This window comes from Microcoleus sp. B3-D7 (genome assembly GCF_036705305.1).
Lineage (GTDB): Bacteria > Cyanobacteriota > Cyanobacteriia > Cyanobacteriales > Microcoleaceae > Microcoleus.
The window spans coordinates 1-21,243 of record NZ_JAUBUE010000063.1 but is presented as its reverse complement, the minus strand read 5'-3'; the positions used below and the strand labels follow the sequence as shown (position 1 = coordinate 21,243).

The 21,243-nt window shown below is 43.9% G+C and carries 12 protein-coding genes, 1 other RNA gene and 1 pseudogene; 5 read left to right on the top strand and 9 right to left on the bottom strand.

The annotated features are described in order from the left end of the window. Positions 1-17 precede the first annotated feature (17 nt). A complete protein-coding gene (locus QUB25_RS26960) occupies positions 18-1,448 on the bottom strand; it encodes an SLBB domain-containing protein (RefSeq protein ID WP_333037201.1) in 1,431 nt (476 codons plus the stop codon). A gap of 33 nt (positions 1,449-1,481) precedes the next feature. Here QUB25_RS26960 and QUB25_RS26955 point away from each other — a divergent pair, with 33 nt between their 5' ends. After that, positions 1,482-2,837 carry an O-antigen ligase family protein gene (locus QUB25_RS26955; protein WP_333188124.1) on the top strand — a complete coding sequence of 452 codons (1,356 nt, stop codon included), beginning with the start codon at positions 1,482-1,484 and terminating at the stop codon, positions 2,835-2,837. Positions 2,838-2,957: 120 nt separating this feature from the next. Here QUB25_RS26955 and QUB25_RS26950 read toward each other — a convergent pair whose 3' ends face one another. Both QUB25_RS26950 and purD read right to left on the bottom strand, forming a co-directional pair. Next, positions 2,958-5,123, bottom strand: coding sequence for an ATP-binding protein (locus QUB25_RS26950; protein ID WP_333188121.1), 2,166 nt, complete (start codon positions 5,121-5,123; stop codon positions 2,958-2,960). A gap of 162 nt (positions 5,124-5,285) precedes the next feature. Further along, positions 5,286-6,566: a phosphoribosylamine--glycine ligase gene (gene purD, locus QUB25_RS26945; RefSeq protein WP_333037198.1), complete on the bottom strand. Its 1,281-nt coding sequence runs from the start codon at positions 6,564-6,566 to the stop codon at positions 5,286-5,288. A 338-nt stretch (positions 6,567-6,904) separates the two neighbouring features. Here purD and QUB25_RS26940 point away from each other — a divergent pair, with 338 nt between their 5' ends. The 3 genes and pseudogenes from QUB25_RS26940 to QUB25_RS26930 all read left to right on the top strand — a co-directional run bounded on the left by QUB25_RS26940 (position 6,905) and on the right by QUB25_RS26930 (position 9,700). Beyond that, positions 6,905-8,167: a 5-(carboxyamino)imidazole ribonucleotide synthase gene (locus tag QUB25_RS26940; RefSeq protein ID WP_333188118.1), complete on the top strand. Its 1,263-nt coding sequence runs from the start codon at positions 6,905-6,907 to the stop codon at positions 8,165-8,167. Positions 8,168-8,217: 50 nt separating this feature from the next. Next, positions 8,218-8,405, top strand: a non-coding RNA gene (gene ssrS, locus QUB25_RS26935) — 6S RNA. A gap of 571 nt (positions 8,406-8,976) precedes the next feature. Further along, positions 8,977-9,700, top strand: a pseudogene (locus tag QUB25_RS26930) (IS1 family transposase). Positions 9,701-9,991: 291 nt separating this feature from the next. Here the strand turns inward: QUB25_RS26930 and QUB25_RS26925 are convergent. The 6 genes from QUB25_RS26925 to QUB25_RS26900 form a co-directional block, all read right to left on the bottom strand. Next, on the bottom strand, positions 9,992-10,441 hold the full coding sequence (locus QUB25_RS26925) for an EVE domain-containing protein (protein WP_333188114.1): 450 nt from the start codon (positions 10,439-10,441) through the stop codon (positions 9,992-9,994). After that, positions 10,438-10,929, bottom strand: a complete 492-nt coding sequence (locus QUB25_RS26920) for an SRPBCC family protein (protein WP_333188111.1) — start codon at positions 10,927-10,929, stop codon at positions 10,438-10,440. Before QUB25_RS26920 ends, QUB25_RS26925 begins: the two co-directional genes overlap by 4 nt. Positions 10,930-10,988: 59 nt before the next feature. Beyond that, a complete protein-coding gene (locus tag QUB25_RS26915; protein WP_333188108.1) occupies positions 10,989-13,349 on the bottom strand; it encodes an FHA domain-containing protein in 2,361 nt (786 codons plus the stop codon). Between the two features lie 77 nt (positions 13,350-13,426). Beyond that, a complete protein-coding gene (locus QUB25_RS26910; protein ID WP_333188105.1) occupies positions 13,427-15,277 on the bottom strand; it encodes an ABC-ATPase domain-containing protein in 1,851 nt (616 codons plus the stop codon). 129 nt (positions 15,278-15,406) lie between these two features. Continuing rightward, positions 15,407-16,447, bottom strand: coding sequence for a M28 family peptidase (locus QUB25_RS26905; protein ID WP_333188102.1), 1,041 nt, complete (start codon positions 16,445-16,447; stop codon positions 15,407-15,409). Positions 16,448-16,799: 352 nt separating this feature from the next. Then, positions 16,800-17,378: a hypothetical protein gene (locus QUB25_RS26900; protein WP_333188100.1), complete on the bottom strand. Its 579-nt coding sequence runs from the start codon at positions 17,376-17,378 to the stop codon at positions 16,800-16,802. A 264-nt stretch (positions 17,379-17,642) separates the two neighbouring features. Here QUB25_RS26900 and QUB25_RS26895 point away from each other — a divergent pair, with 264 nt between their 5' ends. Beyond that, the gene (locus QUB25_RS26895) at positions 17,643-21,071 is read left to right on the top strand and encodes an EAL domain-containing protein (protein WP_333188098.1); all 3,429 of its coding nucleotides are present in this window, start codon (positions 17,643-17,645) and stop codon (positions 21,069-21,071) included. Positions 21,072-21,243 lie beyond the last annotated feature (172 nt).

The following is a 21,243-nucleotide window of genomic DNA, read 5'->3' as shown; positions in this document are numbered from 1 at the left end:
TGTATGTTATTTAATTCCTAATTTCCGAATAGTCTGAGTAGCTCTATCAGTCGGGTGGGAACGAGAATTCCACCAATAATATTACTAACTGGTGAGAGAACAGTGTTAATGTTGTCTACAAAGATAGCAGTCCTCGAACGTGCCACTATAATTATGTCATTATCTTGAATCAGTGGGTTGCTTTGAGCGTCAATTCCTTGATTCAAATTAATTGATACTTCCGAGCGGGATATAGTGCCATTAGGATTCAGCCTGATCAGTTCCACATATCTAGAGTTAGCGCGATTTGGTCTGAAACCCCCCGCACTCATAATTGCTTGATTTAAGGTAGTATTAGGAGGTAATTTAAGTCCACCCGGAGTATTGACTTCTCCGATAACACTCACTTGCACAGTCCCTGGAGCAAAGCTAGCAGTAGCTAGAACCGAAACTTCTCCGGGGTCGATCGCGGTCGCTGTCGGCACAAAGATGATATCCCCTTCTTGTAGAATAGTATCTTGAGAGGTATCTTGTTCTTGCAAATATTGCCAGAGGTTAATAGTTCTAACTTGTTGTTTCCCACTTCTAGTATAACGTTGGAGTTGGATTTGGCGAATATCAGCGATTGATGTGATTCCACCAGCTAGTTGTAGAGCACGAATAATTGTCGGCTGTCCGTTGCTTCTTTGACCATTTTGGGTATCACCACCAATCGCTACATATCTACCGGGACGCTTCACCTCTCCGAATACTGAGACAGTACGGGGTTGCTCTGCGGGGATAGAAAAATTAGATTCACTAAGTTGATTTGTTTCTGCTAAATTAATTGTTTCTTGAGGAGGAACCAAGATTTGATCTCCATCTCGCAACGTGATATCTTGGCTGGTCTGACCAGTTTGTAAATAATCCCACAGATTATAAGTTATAGTTATTTCTTTGTTAGCCGTGAGCCGACGCCGCACAATTACTCGTCGAATATCAGCGCTAGCTCGAATACCCCCAGCTTTTTCTAAAGCTTGAGGAAGCGTGGGAAACTGAATAGATGGTCTAGTTCCACCTCCATTAGCTAGGGGCAATAAGTAGGAGCCAGGACGACTTATTTCACCCGATAACCAAATATTAAGCGGGCGGGCAGCTTGTAAGCTGATTGTAACTAAAGGTTTTTTCACAACCTGACCATAAGCTCTAGTGATAACTTGGGCTGCCTGTTCTAAAGTTAATCCTTGAAGGGAAATACTACCAATAATGGGGATTTGAATAGCTCCCCCAGCGGGAATTTGATACTCCCCACTAAGCTGGGGCAGATCATAGATATCAATTCTAATATTGTCTCCACCACCTAGATAGTAGTCAGTATTAATACTTATTGCGGGGGCTGGCGACTGAGCGAGGTTGGTTTGAGGGTAGGAGAGAGTGACTACCAGCGCCAGCAGTGGCAGTTGTAAAGCACGTAGAGTAAGCCATTTCATAGGTAGTAACAAATTTATGATAGAGGTAAAGCCATGAAAGATATTTTAAGGGTGCCGATGTTTGCGTTGATGCTATTGTGTTTAACGCTTATCGTCTTTGTGACTATTTATATTTTAGCTGCACGCCATCCCAAATTGGGTGCCACATTAGAAAAGATTTTTGTGGGGATACTTTTTTTTACCATAACTGGTGGATCTGGTATCATAGCCATGCCCTTTACCAAACTCCATCCTAACGTTTTCTACAACGTAGAAACTACACCCCCAACGATGATTGCTCAAATTGCCATTTATGGGGGTATGATATTAATGCTATTTCCCCGTTTAACTAAAACTACCCAAAAAACTGTTTCTATGTGCATTAAGTGGATAGCAGGAGACATTTTTTTAGGTTTGTTTTTGTTAATTATGACTTTATCTGGCTTGTGGTCACAAACCCCTGAAATTACATTTAGGGCTATTGGTGCTATTTGGGGAATAACACTGGTTTCTATTTATGTAGGTAAAGTGTATAGTTGGTTAGAAATTTATGGATTATTGAGATGGCTAACTGGTTTATTAGCTTTGTGGTTACTTGTGAAAACCAATGCAGCGCCGGACGGTTGTTGGACAGGAGTTTTAGGTCATAAAAACCCTTTTTCTTTTCAAATGGCTAATACAGCTTCTTTATGGATTTTATATGCTTTTAAGGATCGCAAGTATCGATATTTATCATTATTTATAATTTTAATAGCTTTAGTAGGATTGCAAAAAGGTTGTAGTGGTGCTAGTCGGATTTTGACAGTGGTATTAATCAGTTTGTGGAGTTATTTAGCCCTATTAAAAAAATTACCTGTAAAATGGGCTTTTCTCTGCTTTATCTTATTTTTGGTCGGTAGTGTAGGTATAAGTATTTTGGTATTAAATAATTTAGAGGCTATTATTGTGGATGGTTTGAAAAAAGATATGACTTTAACAGGTAGAACCGAGTTTTGGCCTTTAATTATTGAGCGAATTAATCAAAATAATCCCATATTTGGTTATGGAATAAAAGGATTTTGGCAGTGGTGGCGTAGATCGGAAAATCCCGCTTACGGAATTGTAGTAGCTAAAACTGGTTTTGTGCCACCCCACTCTCACAATGGTTTTATTGATATACTTTGCGAACTGGGTTGGGCCGGACTATTGTTGTTTATTGGGTCATTTTTTAATAATATATTTAGAGGTATAAAGTACCTAGTTAAAGGAAGTTTTCCAGAGTCCGGTTTGCCTTTGTATTTATTAACATTTATTCTAATGACCAATTTGACAGAGTCGGGACTATTGGGGGTTGGTACTTATTGGTCTTGGTATGTAGTTTTATCGGTAAAATTGAGCTTAGATAGGACAGCTAAGGAGAATCCACACTGATGAGGTCAGTATTTGGTCAGGCGTATTAGGAGAATCTTTAAACAGAATAGGCATAGCCCCGACTTCTTTAAAAAGTCGGGGCTTTAACACCGATCGCATTTTACCTTTAATTAAGTGAGATCAGTTAATATGACTCGGAATTGTTTCACTCTCCACCGTTGCTGCCACTGACCAAGAATTTTCCATCTCTACTGTTTGTTTCGGCTGATAAACTGCCAAGTCGAACCAGAAAGTCGTACCGACATTAACTTCGCTAACTAAATTAATTTTAGTGTGGTGCTTGTCAATAATGTTTCTGACAATAGAAAGACCTAATCCAGTTCCTTCTAAAGTGTGTACTCGGTTTTCTACCCGGAAAAAGCGCTCGAAGATAGCTTGTTGGTCTTCGGGATCTATGCCAATTCCAGTATCAGAAATTTCGATCCGCACTACCGGAAAATGTTTGGCATCCGGTGACAAGTTTTGGTTGACAGATTGACCGTCTTTGTGGGTGGGCGGCTCCGACTCTAGCAAATACGCTCGAATGGCTACCTTGCCGCCGGACTGAGTAAATTTTAAGGCATTTCCTACTAAATTTGCAAATACTTGCAGCAGCAAATCGTAATGACCTAAAGCAGGCGGCAAATATGGGTCAACTTCTTGCTCTAATTCAATGCCTTTATCCTTAGCATTTAACTGATAAGTCCGCAGGGTTTGTTCCACAGCTTGCGGGAGGTCAACAGCTTCCAAGTGATAAACTCGGCAGGATTCCAGTCGCGACAAGTCTAATACGTCGTTAACTAAACGAGTTAGTCGATCGGTTTCTCGATTGGCAATTTCTAGGAATTCCCTGCGCTCACTTTCTAGAAGGTCTTCTCCGTACTCGTGGAGAGTCTCGATAAAAGATTTGATATTAAATAAAGGTGTTCTCAATTCGTGAGAAACATTGCTGATAAAATTGCTTTTAGCCTCATTGAGTTCTACTTCGCGAGTAATGTCCTGCACTGTCATTGCAATGCCTTTGAGACTTTCTCGGTAATTTCCAGAACCTTGATGCTTGGAGGTTTGCTCGTAGAAAGTACACTCTACAGCTAGCGGGCGTTGTGGCTCGGTACAGGTATCTTCCTCATGGCGGATGCAGCTTTTGCACAGCGGTTCGGCACCGGGCGCTTTGTGCAGAATGACTGTAGTTAAAACAATCCGAATTGTACGGTTAACAGGTTCGCTCATCGAGATGCGAAATTCGCCGCCTTCGCGATCGCCCGCAGCTATTTCCTGCAACGGTCTCCCCAACTCCTGCTGCACTTCCGAAGGCAAAATGTTCAGAACATTTACTCCGATCGCCTTTTTACCTTCCCATCCAAAAATCCGCATCCCCGTCGGATTAACTAAAATCACTTGCAAATTTGCGTCTAATAAAAGCGCGCCATCAGCAATCGTTGAAACCAAAGTTTCTAACTTAGCTTTTTCCGCTGTCAGCTCTTCAATATTTTGTTCTTCATAACTTTCGAGTTTCTGGGCCATTTCATTAAAACTGCCGATCAACTCGCCCAATTCTCCCCCTAAAGGCAGGTCAACTCGCTGCTTAAAATTCCCGCTGGCAATGTTTTTGACCCCGAAGACTAATTGTTTGATCGGCTGAGTAATTGTCAGGGCATTAAATACAGCTCCCAAAATTACCATCACCCAAATTGTGACAAATACTGCTAAAGTGACATCCCTAGTCAGATTTGAAGAGATAACTGCTGCCGGATTTGGGTTAATGCCGATCGCCAAAACTCCCAAATATTTGTCTTCATGAATTAACGGCACAAATACATCGGTAACTTCTCCATCTGGCGTCAAATGCTGCCGTACCAAAGGCAAAGAAGTTAAATTTCTCGCCTCAATATCCGCGAGAAAATTATCGGGAAGTTTGATCTGGCGGCGCAGTGTCAGGGAAGTCTCCACCTCGGATTCCGAAAAGGGTATCCCCAGGAAAATATCTCCCGCTTCGTCTGCGTAAAGCATATAGCGGACGCTGGACGTGCTGCTGTAAAATTGGCGGGAAAAGCGGGCGACTTCGGAGCGATCGTTTTTGGCAATCAGCGGCGCCACATTTGCTGCCAACAGCAGGCCCAGGTCTCGGCCGTAACGAGTATCGTTAAGTCGGGCGTCTTGCTGGATAGTATTCACGGCCCAGAAGGTCAGGCCACTCATAATTAACGACACTACGAGGGTAGCAGCGGCCATCAGGCGGGTCTGGAGGGTAAAATCCGACCACCAGCGGGCAATAATTTCTCCGATTTTGTTTAGTATGGCCAGCATTTCACCAGTTCAATATTAAAAGCAAGATCAATTCAGTTGGCTCCCGATCGAATTTTCTGCTGCGACTTGTCCGCTACCGCCACCGCAGAGATACCAAACTTCATTGTTACATTTCTACATTGAGATTGCTTGGCTTTCGGATGGCGGCTGATGTCACAATTCCTAATTTTTATCGCCCAGAGCTCGGCGACCGATGTCCCGGCGGCAGTAGACCCCTTCAAATTGGATACAATCAACTGCTGCATAAGCTTTTGAGATAGCTTGTTCCAAAGTTTCTCCCGTCGCGGTGACACCCAAAACCCGGCCGCCGTCGCTCACCAACTGCTGCTGCTTCAACTGAGTGCCGGCGTGAAACACTTCTGCCCCTTTGGCTTCAGCTTCCTCGATACCTGTAATAACTTTGCCTTTTTGATAACTTCCAGGATAGCCCCCAGAAGCCAAAACTACGCAAACAGAGGCCCCCGACTTCCAGCGAATAGAATATTCACCGAGACGCTGCTGACAGCAGGCCAGCACCAAATCTTCTAAAGGAGTTTCCAGCAACGACAAAACCGCTTGAGTTTCGGGATCTCCGAAACGGCAGTTGAATTCTAAGACTTTGGGTTCTCCGTCGGGGGTAATCATTAAACCTGCGTAGAGTACACCCCGGTAGTCGATTTTGCGTTTTTGCAGTGCTGCGAGGGTGGGTTCGAGAATTTCTTCCTGAATCCTTTCCATGAGTTCCGGGGTGACGATGGGCGCTGGGGCGTAGGCTCCCATACCGCCGGTGTTGGCTCCCTTGTCGCCTTCGCCGATAGCTTTGTGGTCTTGGGCCGGCAGCAACGGTTCCACTGTGATGCCGTCGGTGAGGGCGAGAATCGAGACTTCTTGACCTGTTAAGAATTCTTCGACGACGACTCGGATGTTGTCGGTGCCGAATTCGCCTCGGAAAATGGTGTTGATGGCGCTGTGAGCCATTTTGACGGTGGTGGCAACGGTGACTCCTTTGCCTGATGCGAGTCCGTCTGCTTTGATGACTATTGGGGTTCCTTGTTCTAGAACGTATGCTTTTGCTGCTTCTGCGTCTGTAAATACGGCAGCTTTGGGTGTGGGGATGCCTGCTTCGAGCATCAATTCTTTAGCCCAGGATTTGCTGGATTCAATTTGGGCGCCGGCTTTGGTGGGACCGAAAATCATCATTTTTCGCTGTTGGAAATAGTCGGCGATGCCTAGCGATAGGGGCAATTCGGGGCCGACGATGACTAATCCGATGTTGTTGACCATCACAAAGCGTTCGATGCCTTGGAAGTCGTCGATGTTGAGCGACAGATTTTGACAGCCTTGGGTGGTAGCTGTGCCGCCGTTGCCCGGTACGCAGAATACTTGTTTAATCCGCGTAGATTCTAGCAGTTTTTTTGCGATCGCGTGTTCGCGACCTCCGTTTCCCACAACTAAAACTTTCACAGTATCCTCACCTATAAATTTTGTTCCCTGAATGTCTGATTTTCAGTGTTGGCATCTGTCTATCTGCTTTTTGCAGTGCTGTCAATTATGCCATGCTTGGCGCTAGGGAATTGCTAGATGTGGCACTTTTCTGGAGGAGTGGGGTTCGACGGCTGTTTCTCAATGGCTGCGAGCGTGCAATAATTAAAGACTTTAGCTGCCCAATTTTTATGGGTTCGGCCTCGATTTAATCACGCAATTAAAACTCTTTTCTGGCTTTTAACTCTGCAATTACTATAATTGATTCGGGGACAAATAGCGATAAGATAGGCAGGTTGACTCTGGGGAATTTTACTCACATGAAATCAAATCAAACCGCTGCGAGTTCGTCTGCCAAATTTAAGCGGGTGGGCGTTGTCGGCGGCGGCCAGCTAGCTTCGATGATGGGGGATGCTGCTAGTGCGCTGGGTATTGAATTGGTAGTGCAAACTCCCCATGCTAGTGACCCGGCAGTTTCTGTTGCTGCTGGTGCTGTTTTGGCGGCTGTGGATGATGTTTTGGCTACGGCTCAATTGGCTGCTGGCTGCGATGTTATTACTTTTGAAAATGAGTTTGTGGATTTGGATGGTTTGCGGCCGCTAGAACAGCAAGGTGTGTTATTTCAGCCGAGTTTGTCGTCGCTTTCTCCTTTGTTGGATAAGTACGTTCAGCGCTGTTATTTACAAGGTTTGGGTTTGCCAACTCCGAGGTTTTGGGAATGGGATTGCAGCGCAGATTTGCCCCCAGAATTGTTTAAAGCGGTGGCGATCGACTTTCCGGCAATTTCTGTTTCCGACAGCGTGCAGATGAAAGGAGACTCGGATGCTGGATCGATCGACTTTCCCTTTGTCGTCAAAGTTCGCCGCCACGGTTATGACGGCCAAGGTACTTTTATTGTGAATGATCGAGGGAGTTTGGAGTCAATTCGTGCTAAACTCCAAGGTCAGTCTTTGCTGGTGGAAGAGTTTGTGCCATTCGATCGCGAGTTGGCTGTAATTGCAGCTCGATCGGCAAATGGCGAAATTGCGATTTATCCGATAGTGGAAACTCAGCAGCAAAATCAGGTTTGTCATCTGGTGATTGCGCCCGCTGATATTAGTTTAGATGTGAAAACTGAAGCTTGTGCGATCGCCCGCACTCTCCTCAACAGCTTAGAAGCTGTCGGCGTATTCGGCATTGAATTATTTTTAACCGCTGATAATAAGCTGTTAGTCAATGAAATTGCACCCCGCACCCACAACTCGGGACATTTTACCATCGATGCCTGCGAAACTTCACAATTTGAACAGCATTTGCGCGCCGTTTGTCAACTGCCTTTAGGTAATTCGGCTCTGAAATGTGCAGGCGCTGTCATGGTAAATTTGCTAGGCTACGAGTCGGCCGAGTCCGATTATTTAGCAAAAAGAAAAGAACTGGCACAAATTAGCGGTGCTTTTGTACATTGGTATGGTAAGAAAGAATCGCGTCCCGGCCGCAAACTCGGTCACGTTACAGTTGTGCTTGACGCGGACTTGGTGGCTCAGGGGCGATCGTCAGCAGAGGATCTCGCTCAAACCGTTGAATCTATCTGGTATGCAAGTTAAATTGCTCGAAGCTTGCCAAAATCTGGTTAGTTGGTATATATTAAATAAAGGTTCTACTGCGACGTTGGTGACTGCCAATAATGTTTTTTTGATCTATAACTCTTAACTCTCGGGAATCAAGATGTTTGGACAGCAGTAAACTGGGCTTGTACCCAGAAACTTTAAGTCCGAGCCAACGGTACCCACCTGGTAAAATACCAGGTCAAAAGCTGAGGTAAGACGGCGTTGCGGGGAGCCATTAAAATTTAGATTGAGATAGGCGCTGTGAAATATAGCTAGCCTATTTTTTTTTGAGATAAACGCTTTTACTCATACTTGGAGTTTAGGTGCGATTCGTTTAGTCGAGCGCGACCTGATAAGGTTGTTTAGTATGGAAAGACCACTTTCCTAGCGGATTCACACCCGCTACTCCTACGTAAAAGACTTCCTTTGAAGTCCGGTCACGCCTCAAGTAAGCAATGAACGAGATGGAATGCAGGCCACGAAAGTAACCGAAACTGCTAGCCTAAAGTGGTAAGCGTGCAAGGAGAATCCTCCAACAGTGAACGCCAGTGAACTATCATTTTAAACTGCGTTATACAAAAAAGAGCCAAATCAGGCTGACAAGCTCTGACCAAAAGGTACAGCGTATTTCAGGTGTATGAAGTACAGTAGCAGCAACTTGTAAACCAGTTTTAGAAGTGCTGGGTATTGACCAAATCAAGCGCCGTAGCAAGTATTACGTCAACCATCGTGGTAGTTGGGTAGTCCTGCATAGTCAGGAGTACCTGTTATAATTTACTTCTTCAATCTGCCTTAACTTTTAGCTTATAAAATGTCCCAGGTGCAATTCTCAATATAATATTGTGAAAAATGGTCACACTCACACTGGTAAACAAAACTTTAAATGTCGAGATTGTGACAGACAATTTGTCATGGCTCCCAGACATCAGCAGATTTCGGAAGAAACAAGAGAATTGAGAGATAGACTTTATTAGAAAAGATATCTCTGGCTGGGATTGTTAGGGGAACCGGGGTTTCACAAAGGTGGCTACAATACTATGTTAATGAAAAATTAGGAGCCGTCAAAAGACAAGTGGAAGTGAAATCAAAAAAAGGGGGAAGCTAACAATTCAATGCGATGAAATGTGCTCATTTGTAGAAAATAAGGGTAATAAGCAGTGGATTTGGCTAGCAATTGATGTCTTGACTAAAGAAATTGTAGGAGTATATATTGGCAAAAGAGATAAAGATGGTGCTCGATGACTTGGGAATTTAATGCCTGCAGTATATCGTCAATGTGCTGTCAGTTATACACACTTTTGTCCTTTCTGAGGGAATAGTTTTTCCTAAAAAAAAGACAGAGAGCAGTAGGAAAGCATACTGGTCAGACAAACTATATAGAAAAATTTAATAATACCATGAGACAAAGAATATCTCGATTGGCAATAAAAACCCTTTCATTTTATAAAAAACTCTCCAATCATATAAACAGCTATTTGGTATTTTATTCCTAGCTATAACGCCAATTTATTTATTAAAGAAAACCCTTAATTATCATGACTATGCAGGACTACCACCGCACAGCAGCCGACAATACAGTTTCTACCGTTTGGGTTTTGAGCCAATACAGAACTTGGAGTTTTTCGTGGAGAGTCACATCTTTCTCTTTCCTCAGAAGATCTCTCACCTCTTCTGCTGTTTCCCGAATTTCAATCTTGACACAAGACTGACATTATTCTTCCTGATATTTGGGTAATAAATTACAACAATAACACATACTAACTGTAACTCTATTTTGAGAAATTAGTATTACATTCGCCCCGTATAAAGTGGGTAATAAACTCATCTCATCTTCAAAATCTTCTCGGCAGCAACTTCAGATACCGGCATCACCGATAACCGATTGCCTTTCCTCACCACCAAAATCTCATCAGCACTAAACTTTTGTTTCAGTTCATCCAAAGATATTAACTTAGCAAATTCCTCCACAAACTCAACTTTCACAGTTTGCCAGCGAGGCGCATCAAACTGCGATTTAGCATCATAATATTCGCTATTCATATCAAACTGAGTTGGGTCAGCAATTCCTGTTTCAACGACGCGCACTAAGCCGACAATTCCGGGTATTCTAGTATTAGAATGGTAAAAAAATACTAAATCTCCCAGACTCATTTTTCGCATAAAATTGCGAGCTTGATAGTTGCGAACGCCATCCCAAAGGGAAGTGCGGTCGTGCTTCAAATTCGCAATACTATAAACATCTGGTTCCGACTTCATTAGCCAATAATTCATACCATCAATTCGCTTGGGTTAGCCAAATATTCTTTAATATTATATAAACACTGCTGCATAGCTTTTTGCATAAAAACCTGAACTAGCAACAACCCGATGGGATAGAATATCGAAGAATTCAGCATGAAATAAAACTCCCAATCAATCTGAGTTCCCTTTGCTGTAGCAGTGAAATTCCAATCTCCGCCACCAGACTCAATGAGTAGAGAAATCGGAAACTTAAACCCTCTAACCAGTCGGTAGGTTTGTCTTTCTGGCTTTTTGAAAGTAATGATTTCTTCATCAATCACCGAAGTGTCGGAATTTTCTATCCGCCGCACGCCGCCTTCACGCATTTCTCCACCATCTGCCATCTCAGCTTTAATAATGGCTGGAATTGGGCCATATCCGCGAAAGACTTTGGGCAGATTTGACAGCGACGTAACAAAATCAAAGACTACTTCAGGCGATGCAGCAATTTCTACTAATGCGTTGGTTTTAACTAACATTGATTCCTCCCCCCATCTGATTTGATAATGAACTGTGAGTTAAAAGTGCGTAATTTTAATTATAAAATATCCTTCCGCTTCTGCAACCACAGAGTCAACATTAAATAAACGAAAATATGCACGCACAAAATACCCCAATTTAAACTCAAATTCTCCCAGGTTGGATCGTAAACAGGAGTAGGCTCAAACGGCTGAGGAAGCGTACTCCCGTCCGGTAATGTAGTAGGCGCGGGAACCATCCCATTCACATTAACTAAAGAGCCGTAAGCACCCACAGACCAGCGGCTTAACATCAGCCAAGAAAATGTGCTCGCGGCACCTTCCATCTTAAACAAAACTCCAGAAAAAATAATCTGAGGCAGCAATAAAAGAGGCAAAGCGCTATTAGCTTGAGAGCTATTTTTAACAATCGCGGAAACGACTAATCCGAGACTTATGCAGCTCATCAAAGTTAGGAATGTGGTAATACTTGCCCCCATCGCCCAGGAAATTAAACTCGGTTCGGGGGATTTAAAAGCACTCAGAATAACTCCTACCATTAACAGTGTTTGCAATACTGCCAAACCAGAAAGTATAAAAATTTTTGAACCTAAATAAGCAAACAATCCTAAGTTAACCAAACGTTCTCGCAAATAAATAGCAGATTCTTTAACAATTTCTTGCAGAGAAGTTGCCAGTCCTACCCAAATCGCCGCGCAGGTAAATACAAATAAAACTCTGAGCGCTAAAGGTGCTAAAGTTGCCTCCGGTGCGCCAATTAACGGGTCTTTATCTCTGACGGCAAGCCGCAGCAAACTAATGCCTATCGGAGCAGTTAAAAGAGCTAAACTCAAGTTAACTAAGTCGCGGGAAACGAGTTGAAAATAGCGCTGGGCAAGCAAAACGAGTTGTTTGACGAAAGATTGAGATTTTGGTACAGAAGGTGCAGAAGGTATTTTTGCATTAGCGTTTCCTGTGCTGAAGTGGTTGACAATATAGCGCTGATAGTAGGGAGATTTATTAAACTTTTCTGCCCAGCTTAGAACGTTGGTTTCTCCTGTTTCTAATTCGTTGTAAATGTCTGCAAAATCGCCTGTTTTGACATCGAAAAAATCGAGCGCTTCCCTAGGCGGGCCGAAGTAACAAAGGCGTCCGCCGCGACCCATAAAAACAATACGATCGCACATCGTGATATTTGCCGTCGCGTGAGTCACCAGAATCACCGTCCGGCCTTGATTTGCCAACTTTCGCAGCAGTTGCATCATCTTCTTATCCAAACCCGGATCGAGTCCTGAAGTCGGTTCGTCTAAAAAGAAAAGTTTCGGGTCTGCTAACAGTTCAACTCCGATGCTGACCCGCTTCCGCTGTCCGCCGCTAAGCTGTTTTACCAAAGCCTTGCGACGGTGAGTCATTTCAATATCTTCTAAAGTTTTTGCGACTACCTGCTTGACATCTGTATCGGGAGGTAAGCGCAATTTAGCTGCATAACTCAAGACTTCTTCTACTGTCAAATCTGCGTGTACAATATCATCTTGAGGCACGTAACCGATTTGATTGCGGTAAATATTGAAGTTTTGGCGCAGGTGGTCGCCATTGAGAAACACAGCGCCGTTAGTAGTTTTTTCAATGCCTAAAAGCGTCCGCATTAAAGTAGATTTGCCAGCGCCGCTACCGCCGACTAAAGCCACAAACTGCCCCGGTTCGATCGCCAAAGTGATGTTATCCAAACGCTTCGGAATCACCAGACTGTCAGCATCCAAACGAATTTGATGCCCCGAGTCTTGCATCTGCAACTCACCGCTGCGGTAAGTTAGAGTAAACGGGCCGATCCGAATTGCATCTCCCTCGGACAACTGTACAGAATTTGTCACTCGCTGACCGTTAACAAAAACCCCGTTAACGCTGTGGTCTCGCAAAATATAATTGCCGCGGCTGTCTTGGTCGATTGTGGCGTGGCGTCTAGAAACCAGCGGCGCATCTAATTGCAGCGAAGCGTTTGGATCGCGGCCTAACAAAACCGACCGATTCTTAAGAAGAATTGACTGCTTGCTAGGGACAGCAACCTGATTCGCCAGCGGATTAAAATAACTCAGCAAAACTTGATTTTGAGGATCGAGACCGATTTTAATTTCTGTGCCGTTTTTCAGACAATAACCGTCATTGGGAGTGATGCGAGTGCGATCGACAAATAAGCCATTAGTGCTCGGCCGCTGGCCGTCACCGTCGTAAATCCAGTAATTATCCCCCATTTGGCGCAAAACAGCGTGAACGCCCGAAACTGCGCGCCAAGCTTCGGGAATGACTAAATCAGCACGAGTGCGATCGCGCCCCAATAAGTGCTGCTGCTGTTTTAACTCTAACTGTAAAATTTCCCCTTGATTGCTTAATACTATATAAGGTCGATCGCTTAAAGCAGTCAGTTGTCCTATATTGCCTGTCATACTTCAATCGCAGTTTTTGCACTCACTTTGGTCAGCATATCAAAAGTAGGGCAACAATACACTTATATTAAGCAAGTCTACTTGGCAACAACCGACAAACTGCGAAGCCGATTAATTGCCGCCACCAATTCAAACCGCCGAAACATGGCAAAATCCCCTTCAGGAAAAGGCGATAAAATATCCATCCCCTGCGCCTCAATATCTGCCATCACCAAATCTATGATTTCCGACAAAGTACGTTTTCCGTCCATGTATTGCTGCTTAGCATAAACCATTGCCGCTGCGATCGCCCTTAACTGTCCGCTGTCCACAATTTGTTCAATAGCCCCCAAATCAATCTCCTCAGTTCCGAAAGCCAATTCATCAACATCCCGCACCTTCACTCGCACATCTCGCCGTCCCCGGCTCGGATCTAAACTAGCAGGAATCGGCACTCTTTGAGTAATCTCACCAAAATTTTCTCCCCCTTCAGCAGCACGGCTAGTCGAGTATTTTTTAGCAATTTCTTTAGCTTTTTCCGTCACATTATATGCTTGAAAGTTATCCATTGAAATCACAGTATCTGCCACATCAAAATAATCGCCGCTTCCGCCCATGACTAAAATAGTCGAAACGCCATAATCTGCATACAATAGTCTCACTTTATCAATAAACGGCGTAATCGGTTCCTTATCCTTAGCGATGAGTTCCTGCATTCGGCGATCGCGAATCATAAAATTTGTCGCCGCCGTATCCTCATCAACTAATAAAACAGGCACTAAATCCCCTTCTGAAATAGCGACTAATTGCGTCTCTAAAACAAAAGACTGAGCTTCTTCCTTCTTCCCTCTTCCTTCTTCCCTCTTCCTTCTTCCTTCTTCCCTCTTCCTTCTCCCCACTTCCAAAGCCTCAATAATATTAGCAGCTTGCGACGTGCTACCGCTCGCATTTTCCGTATAAAATTGTGCAGTATCTCTACCTTGTGGCAATTGGTTAATAAAAGGCGAAATATCAACTCCCGCCACACTTCTGCCATCTTCCGCTCTAATTTTCACCGCCGCCGGATTAGCCACCACAAATTCCCGACCATCTCCAGGAATTCGGTTGTAAACTCCCAACTCAATCGCCCTGAGTAAAGTTGATTTGCCGTGATAGCCGCCGCCAACAATCAAAGTAATGCCAGCGGGAATACCCATCCCGGAAATCAAACCGCGATTCGGACAATTAAACTCAACTTTTAACGACGGCGGCGACTGAAAAGGCACAGCATTATTTAACAAAGGTCTGTTGTCAACACCGCTGCGGCGGGGTAAAATTGCACCGTCAGCAACAAACGCAACTAATCCGTTCTCAGCTAACTGCTGCCGCAGCCAGTCAGCATCTTCTACAGTTTCAACGTGACGGCGACATTCCCCAGCATTTAAGTGAGAATATTTGAGAGAATTGCTGACAATTTGCGGAATATCTTCGCACAGCATTTCAGCAGCTTGTCGCCCTAAGATACTGCGTCCGCCCGCTGGAAGTCCGACGGCAAATCGCAGTTCAACTCCTCCTAAATCTTCGATATCGGATGTATTTGAGGAAATGATAAATGCGGAAGTTCGCTCTAAAACTTCTTGTCCGAAGCCAGTCACTGCAATCATACCGCTTTTCCCAGTGCCGCGTTTGCTGCTGATGCTGTGTGCTGCTTTGTCAAACTGGCGAGTTAGGTAATCTCGCAAGGCTATTTCTCGACTGCGAGAGTTGAAAAGTTCGCGGGGAATTTGAGCAATGTTTGGCGGAACTATGACTCTAAATTTACTGGGAGAAGCAAACGGATCTCCCTGCACGTAATCAATAATTAATGTAAATTCAGAAAAGTCGTAATTACCTTTAATGTCTTTGTAGGCTTTGTAGCCTCGATTGTCTAGTTGCAGTAAATGCCGTTGCAGGCTTTCTTTGTTAGTCATTAGTCATTAGTTATTAGTTGGCAGTTGGCAGTAGTCAGTTGGCAGTATCAATAACAGTCATCATGCCCAATGCCCCATGCCCCATCCCCCATCCCCAATTCCCAATTCCCCATGCTCAATTACCAATTACTAATTACCTAATTCCAATAATTTAGCCACGGCATTAACAACAATTTGAGCAGAACCGGCGAAAAAAGGTCGATCGATAGTTGCTAATGTATCGCTAGATTGGTGATAGTGGGGCGATCGCAAATTTGCAGTATCCGTCACCAACACAGCACCAATTCCTTTATACCAGAAAGGCGCGTGGTCGCTCCGCAAAACATCGGGAGTCAGCAACCCTTTCAGGGGAACCGGCAGCGCCACCACAGGCGGCAAATCCGCTTTTCCAGACTCTGCAAAACTTTTCAATAGCAGCGGATGTTCCGCATCCCCAATCACAGCGATAAACTCGCCTTTGTCGGGAGAAGTTACCCCCGATGCTTCTAGAAAAGGTTGCGCTGTCAATCCTTCGGGATATTGCTGGCATCCGGGCGTGCGGCAGGCATAACCTACCATATCCAGGACGATCGCTCCCTGCAAATTTTTTAACCGCGCGTCGCTACCAGTGAATGCTAAACTGCCTAAAAGTCCCATTTCTTCCCTGTCGAAAAAAGCTACTTGCAATGTCCGAGGCGTGGAACGAGAACCCAGCAATCTTGCTAGTTCTAAAACTACAGCAACTCCCGTCGCATTGTCATCAGCTCCAGGTGAGTTTGGGACGGTATCATAGTGTGCTGCCACTAAAATTGCACCGGCGTTCGAGTCAGTACCTTTTCTCTCAGCGAAGACGTTGACTCCTCGATCGAACGGCTGCAACTCGGGGGAAAATCCTAATGTTTGCAGTTGTTTGGAAATGTAGTTTCTAGTAAAAGAGCGAGATTGTTCTCCCTCGCGTTCTCCTGCTAAACTATCGACGTGTTTCCACAACCGGGACTGGTCAATTTGGGGCAGAGAAAAAGCATTTTTTTCAGCAGGAAGCGGTAAGGGAGACGGGTTTTGGGAAGTGTGGATATTACGATCGAGCGAAACTGCGGGTACACTCGACAACCGCTGCCACGAGTCAGAACGCCAACCCACAGCCGCCACCGCAACCATAATAAATAGCGCTATCCAAATCAATTGTTTCATCAGTAAGTCTATGTGAGATTTTAGACAGGGCTTACGCACCCCTCGCTCTCATCAACCGGGTTTTTTAGCGGAAGCGAAAGCTGCAACAAAGTCTTTTTGTAAAACCCGGTTGATGCGTCCAGAACTGTTATATTTTAGATTTTAGATTGACACCAGAGTTAAAAATAAACTTGTTTCAAAAAATGAAACTCAAAAATCTTAAAATTAACGGCGCCAGAGGCAGTTTTGTATTTTTCCTCTAAAAAAGCAGGTAAAAGCCTTGGGATGTTGCCGTCGAATCTGTCTTGCTTATTGGATCGTTCGACGGCGACATTCAAATCACTAATTTACCTTTAAAATTCACAAGCCAAAACTACTTTTTTTCCCACTCAATCTCCTTATTATCCAAGATCAACCCGCTGCTGCTAGGAAAAGCATAAGGAATAGTTTTCGCCGAAAATTCTACTATTTGAGTTGGTTGTTGAAACCACTCTGAATAACTCGGATTGAGTTGGTCGTACAGTGCTTTTAAAGCTTGAATCTCTGCCTCTAGCTGCGCTGCTGCTTGATTGATTCTCCGAGCTTGTGCTTGCAAGCGTTTTTCCCCGGTTTGAACGTGGTTTTCTACTTCTTGCCAGTGCTGTCCGGCCAGCAATTTTTCTAGTTCACCTTGCTTGTAATTGAGTAAAGCCTGTTTTGGCTGCAGTTGCTTTTCAATATTTTTAGTCTCTCGGTCAATTTCCTGGATTTGCTGCAACCACTGCTCCCCAAAAGCAGCAGTTTGCTGGTGGAACTCAGCAATGGCTTGAGGAGTATTATTTTTGGGAAAACTGACTGCCACTCGGCACTCAGAGCGCTGTACGCCAAGTTTTTCCAGCGAGTCTTGCAGGGCGGTAACTTCTGCTTGCAGCGCGCGGACTTCTTTTTCGAGTTGTGGGATGGTCTGACTCATGGGTTCAATTAGTGGACCTCTGCATCGATTTTAAGCTAATTGTTTATTTTTCTAACGAATCCCGGTCGCCTTTTTGCGGGAATTATCTAATTTTAGCGCGCTCCCACGCGGTGTCTAGGCAGAATGGCGGATAATTTGTGGCACAATGGCTGATGACACATTTTAAATTAAGATTAAAATTGTAATTAGTTATAAAGCTAAATTATTAGCTTGGCAAAAATTTATTTACAAATCCACATAAATTAATAGTGGCTGGGTTTGCCCATGATAGAAAAAGTTCTGTTAATTTTTTTTAAATTTATGGTGGCTAAAAAGATTTATTTGAAATTAGGAAGTAGAGCAAATGAAAAAAAAACTCGATTGATGTTGGGATATTTCGCGGTTGCTATTTTTGGTCTGGAATGTGGCATAAATCCAAAAATATTACGGACAAGTGTAATAGATGAACCTGGCACTCGCCCTGTAGAAGGGATTTTGGTTCGGTCTCAGAAACATAGCTATTTGCCATCGGCAGCTCGCCCCCTTACTTCTGCAAGCACCGCATTATTTTTGGATAAAATATCCCAAATTGAGCCAGTAAAGTTACCCATTTCTAATTATATAGAATCTCAGGAAATTCCTAGAAAAAAAGCTACTTTTAGATGGAAAATAATCGGTTATTATCTGGTTTTTATTTGTGTAGTAATATCATTACTGCTCAGGGGTAAAACAGTAAATAGCTTATCCAAGACGATGAGGTTAATCAAGCCGAAGTCTGAAACAGAAAATGACAAGGTACCAAAAGGAGAAAAAGTGTTGTATCCACCAAAAAAAGAACAGGATATCTGGCATACTATTGCCCAAATGACCCAAGACTTGCAGCAAACTGCCGAATATGCTCTCGATATTTGCGAGGAAATGAACGTCTCGATAATTGCCACCACCCCGGGCGGTCATATTCTGTCGTTAAACCAAGCTACCTCTCAACTTTTGGGATACTCTAAAAAAGAGTTGTTAGGCACACCAATAGCCAGACTGTTTAAGAAAACTGAATCACCAGCCCCGGAATTAGAGTTAGCAAGTTTAACAGCAGAAGGTTCTGTCCGCAACGTCGAAAAAGTCTACCTTTCTAAACATCGAAAAAAAATAATTGTACTGCTTTCTATTTCAATTATTCGCGACGGGCAAGGCAAGGTCAGCGGCAAGTTATATATAGCACAAGATATTACCGATAGAAAGCGGGTTGAAAGAAATTTGCGGCGCAGTGAAAAAAAGTTTCGCCAACTGATAGAAACTGTTAATGCTGTTGCATTTATCTATCACCGCAGACAGTTCCGCTATGTCAATGCTCAGACAGAAGCTCTGACAGGATATACTCGCGAAGAATTACTAGCCTTGGATTTATACGACTTAATTCATCTAGATTTTATAGAAATAGTTAAAAAATGGGGTAAATCCAGCCATGCGCGCTCAACAGCAGGCTCTAAATATGAATTAGTAATAGTCACGAAAACTGGAGAAATGCGCTGGATTGAAGCAACTGTAGATATTATAAAATTTGAAAAAAAAGCCTCAATATTAATCACAGCCTTTGACATCAGCGATCGCAAATTAGCAGAGTCACAACTAGAAACATCTCTTTCGTTGCTTCAAGCAACCATTGAATCTACTGCTGACGCCATTCTGGCGGTTGACAGCGGAGGAAAAGTTATCACCTTTAACCGCAAATTTGCCGAAATGTGGCAGTTGCCGGATTTGCTGGTTGATTCGAGAGATAACAACCAAATTTTGGGGTTTGGAATCAACCAGTTAAAATACCCCGAAATATTTCTCAACCGTGCTAAAGAATTGTCCGATCGCCCAGCAGCAGAAAGTTACGATATCATAGAGTTGACAGATGGCAGAATCTTCGAGCGCTACTCGTTGCCCCAGCGCACGGGAGGCCAAATTACTGGTCGAGTATTCAGCTTTCGGGATGTAACGGAACGGGTGCAATCCGAAGAAAAACTACGCAAAAGCGAAGAACGCTTTCACCTGCTGACGCGGGCGACAAATGATGCCGTATGGGATTTTGATTTGTTAAAAAATGAGTATTGGTTGAGCGCAGAGTTTGAAAACGTTTTTGGATACAAACTCAACGAAACTCAGACGATAGAATTAGAATCCTGGTGGTTAAATATTCATCCCGAAGAACGGGAAAGAGTGATGTTAAGCTTCAACCAAACAATGAACTCAGATGCTCAATGTTGGTCGGAAGAATACAGCTTTCACCGTGCAGACGGGGGATATGTTTTTGTGCTCGATCGCGGCTATATCATCCGCAATGAAAGTGGCCAAGCAGTCAGGGCGATCGGCACGATGATGGATATCACTCAGCGCAAGCAAGCTGAAGAAATTATTCGCTATCAAGCTGTTTATGACCAACTCACAGGTTTACCGAACCGGATACTTTTTAACGAGCGGCTGCTGGCTTCCTTAAAACAAGCTAAACAAACAAAAAAAATGCTTGCTGTGATGTTTTTAGACTTGGACAGGTTCAAAAAGATTAATGATACATTAGGTCACGCTGCGGGCGATCGCCTGTTAGAAGGTTTTGCCGGACGTATCAGCGACACTTTGCGATCGACAGACACTGTTGCCCGCTGGGGAGGCGACGAATTTACCATACTGCTTCCCGATATCAATTGCTTAGAAGATGCCGTTAAAACAGCTCAAAGAATACTCAACAATTTAAAGCCAGCATTTAAACTAGAAGGACAACCGTTTCATGTTAGCAGCAGCATCGGCATTGCCCTTTATCCCGATGATGGTGAAGAGGCCGAAACTTTAGTCAAAAATGCCGATGCTGCCTTGTACTACGCTAAAGAAATGGGAAGAAATAACTATCAGTTATATACTTCAACACTTAATCCCCAAGGCAGCCATTTACTAACTATAGAACACAGGCTGCACGAGGCTTTAGAACAGGGAGAATTTGAGGTTTTCTACCAGCCTAAAGTCAACATTACTACTTGGCAAATTCAGGGCATGGAAGCCCTGCTACGCTGGCAACATCCACAATTAGGTTTAGTTACTCCCGCTACATTTATTCCGATCGCCGAAGAGAACGGGCTCATTGTAACTATTGGGGAATGGGTGCTGCAAACAGCCTGCACTCAAAATAAAGTTTGGCAGGATGCTTTGCAGCCAGATTTGCGGGTAGCAGTCAACGTTTCGGCTCGGCAGTTCCAGCAATTTAATTTATTAGAAATGGTAGCAAAATGCTTGGAAAAAAGCGGTTTAGCACCCAAGTATTTAGAGTTAGAAATTACCGAGACTACAGCCATGCAAGATGTGGATTATACCACAAAAGTTCTCAGGGAGTTGCAGAATATGGGAGTGCAAATTGCGCTGGACGATTTCGGCACGGGTTATTGTTCTCTAAATTATCTCAAAAAGTTTCCCTTGAATATCTTAAAAATAGATAAATCCTTTGTCAGCGGATTGACGACTGATCCGTGCGAACGGGCGATCGCTAAGGCTGTAGCGACCTTGGGGCGAGATTTGAACTTGAGCGTGGTAGCCGAAGGAGTAGAAACTAAAGAGCAGTTGGAGTGTTTGCGATCGCTCCACTGTCAAGAAATTCAGGGTCATTATTTCAGCCCTGCACTATCAGCCAATGATGCTAGTAAGCTATTGGTAAATTCTCAGTTGAGGAAAGTGCAAATTGCGTAAACTACCCACCGCCAAGCTGAGTACATCTGTGGCGCGGGCTTTCAATACTTTATTGACTGAAATTATCCTAAGAAAGCCGATTTGAATGAGTTTCCTCGGGTGCATCTCACTTTTGCAAATACATCAAGCGGAAAGTTGACCATTGAGATAAGCACAGCGCAGAGAAAGGATA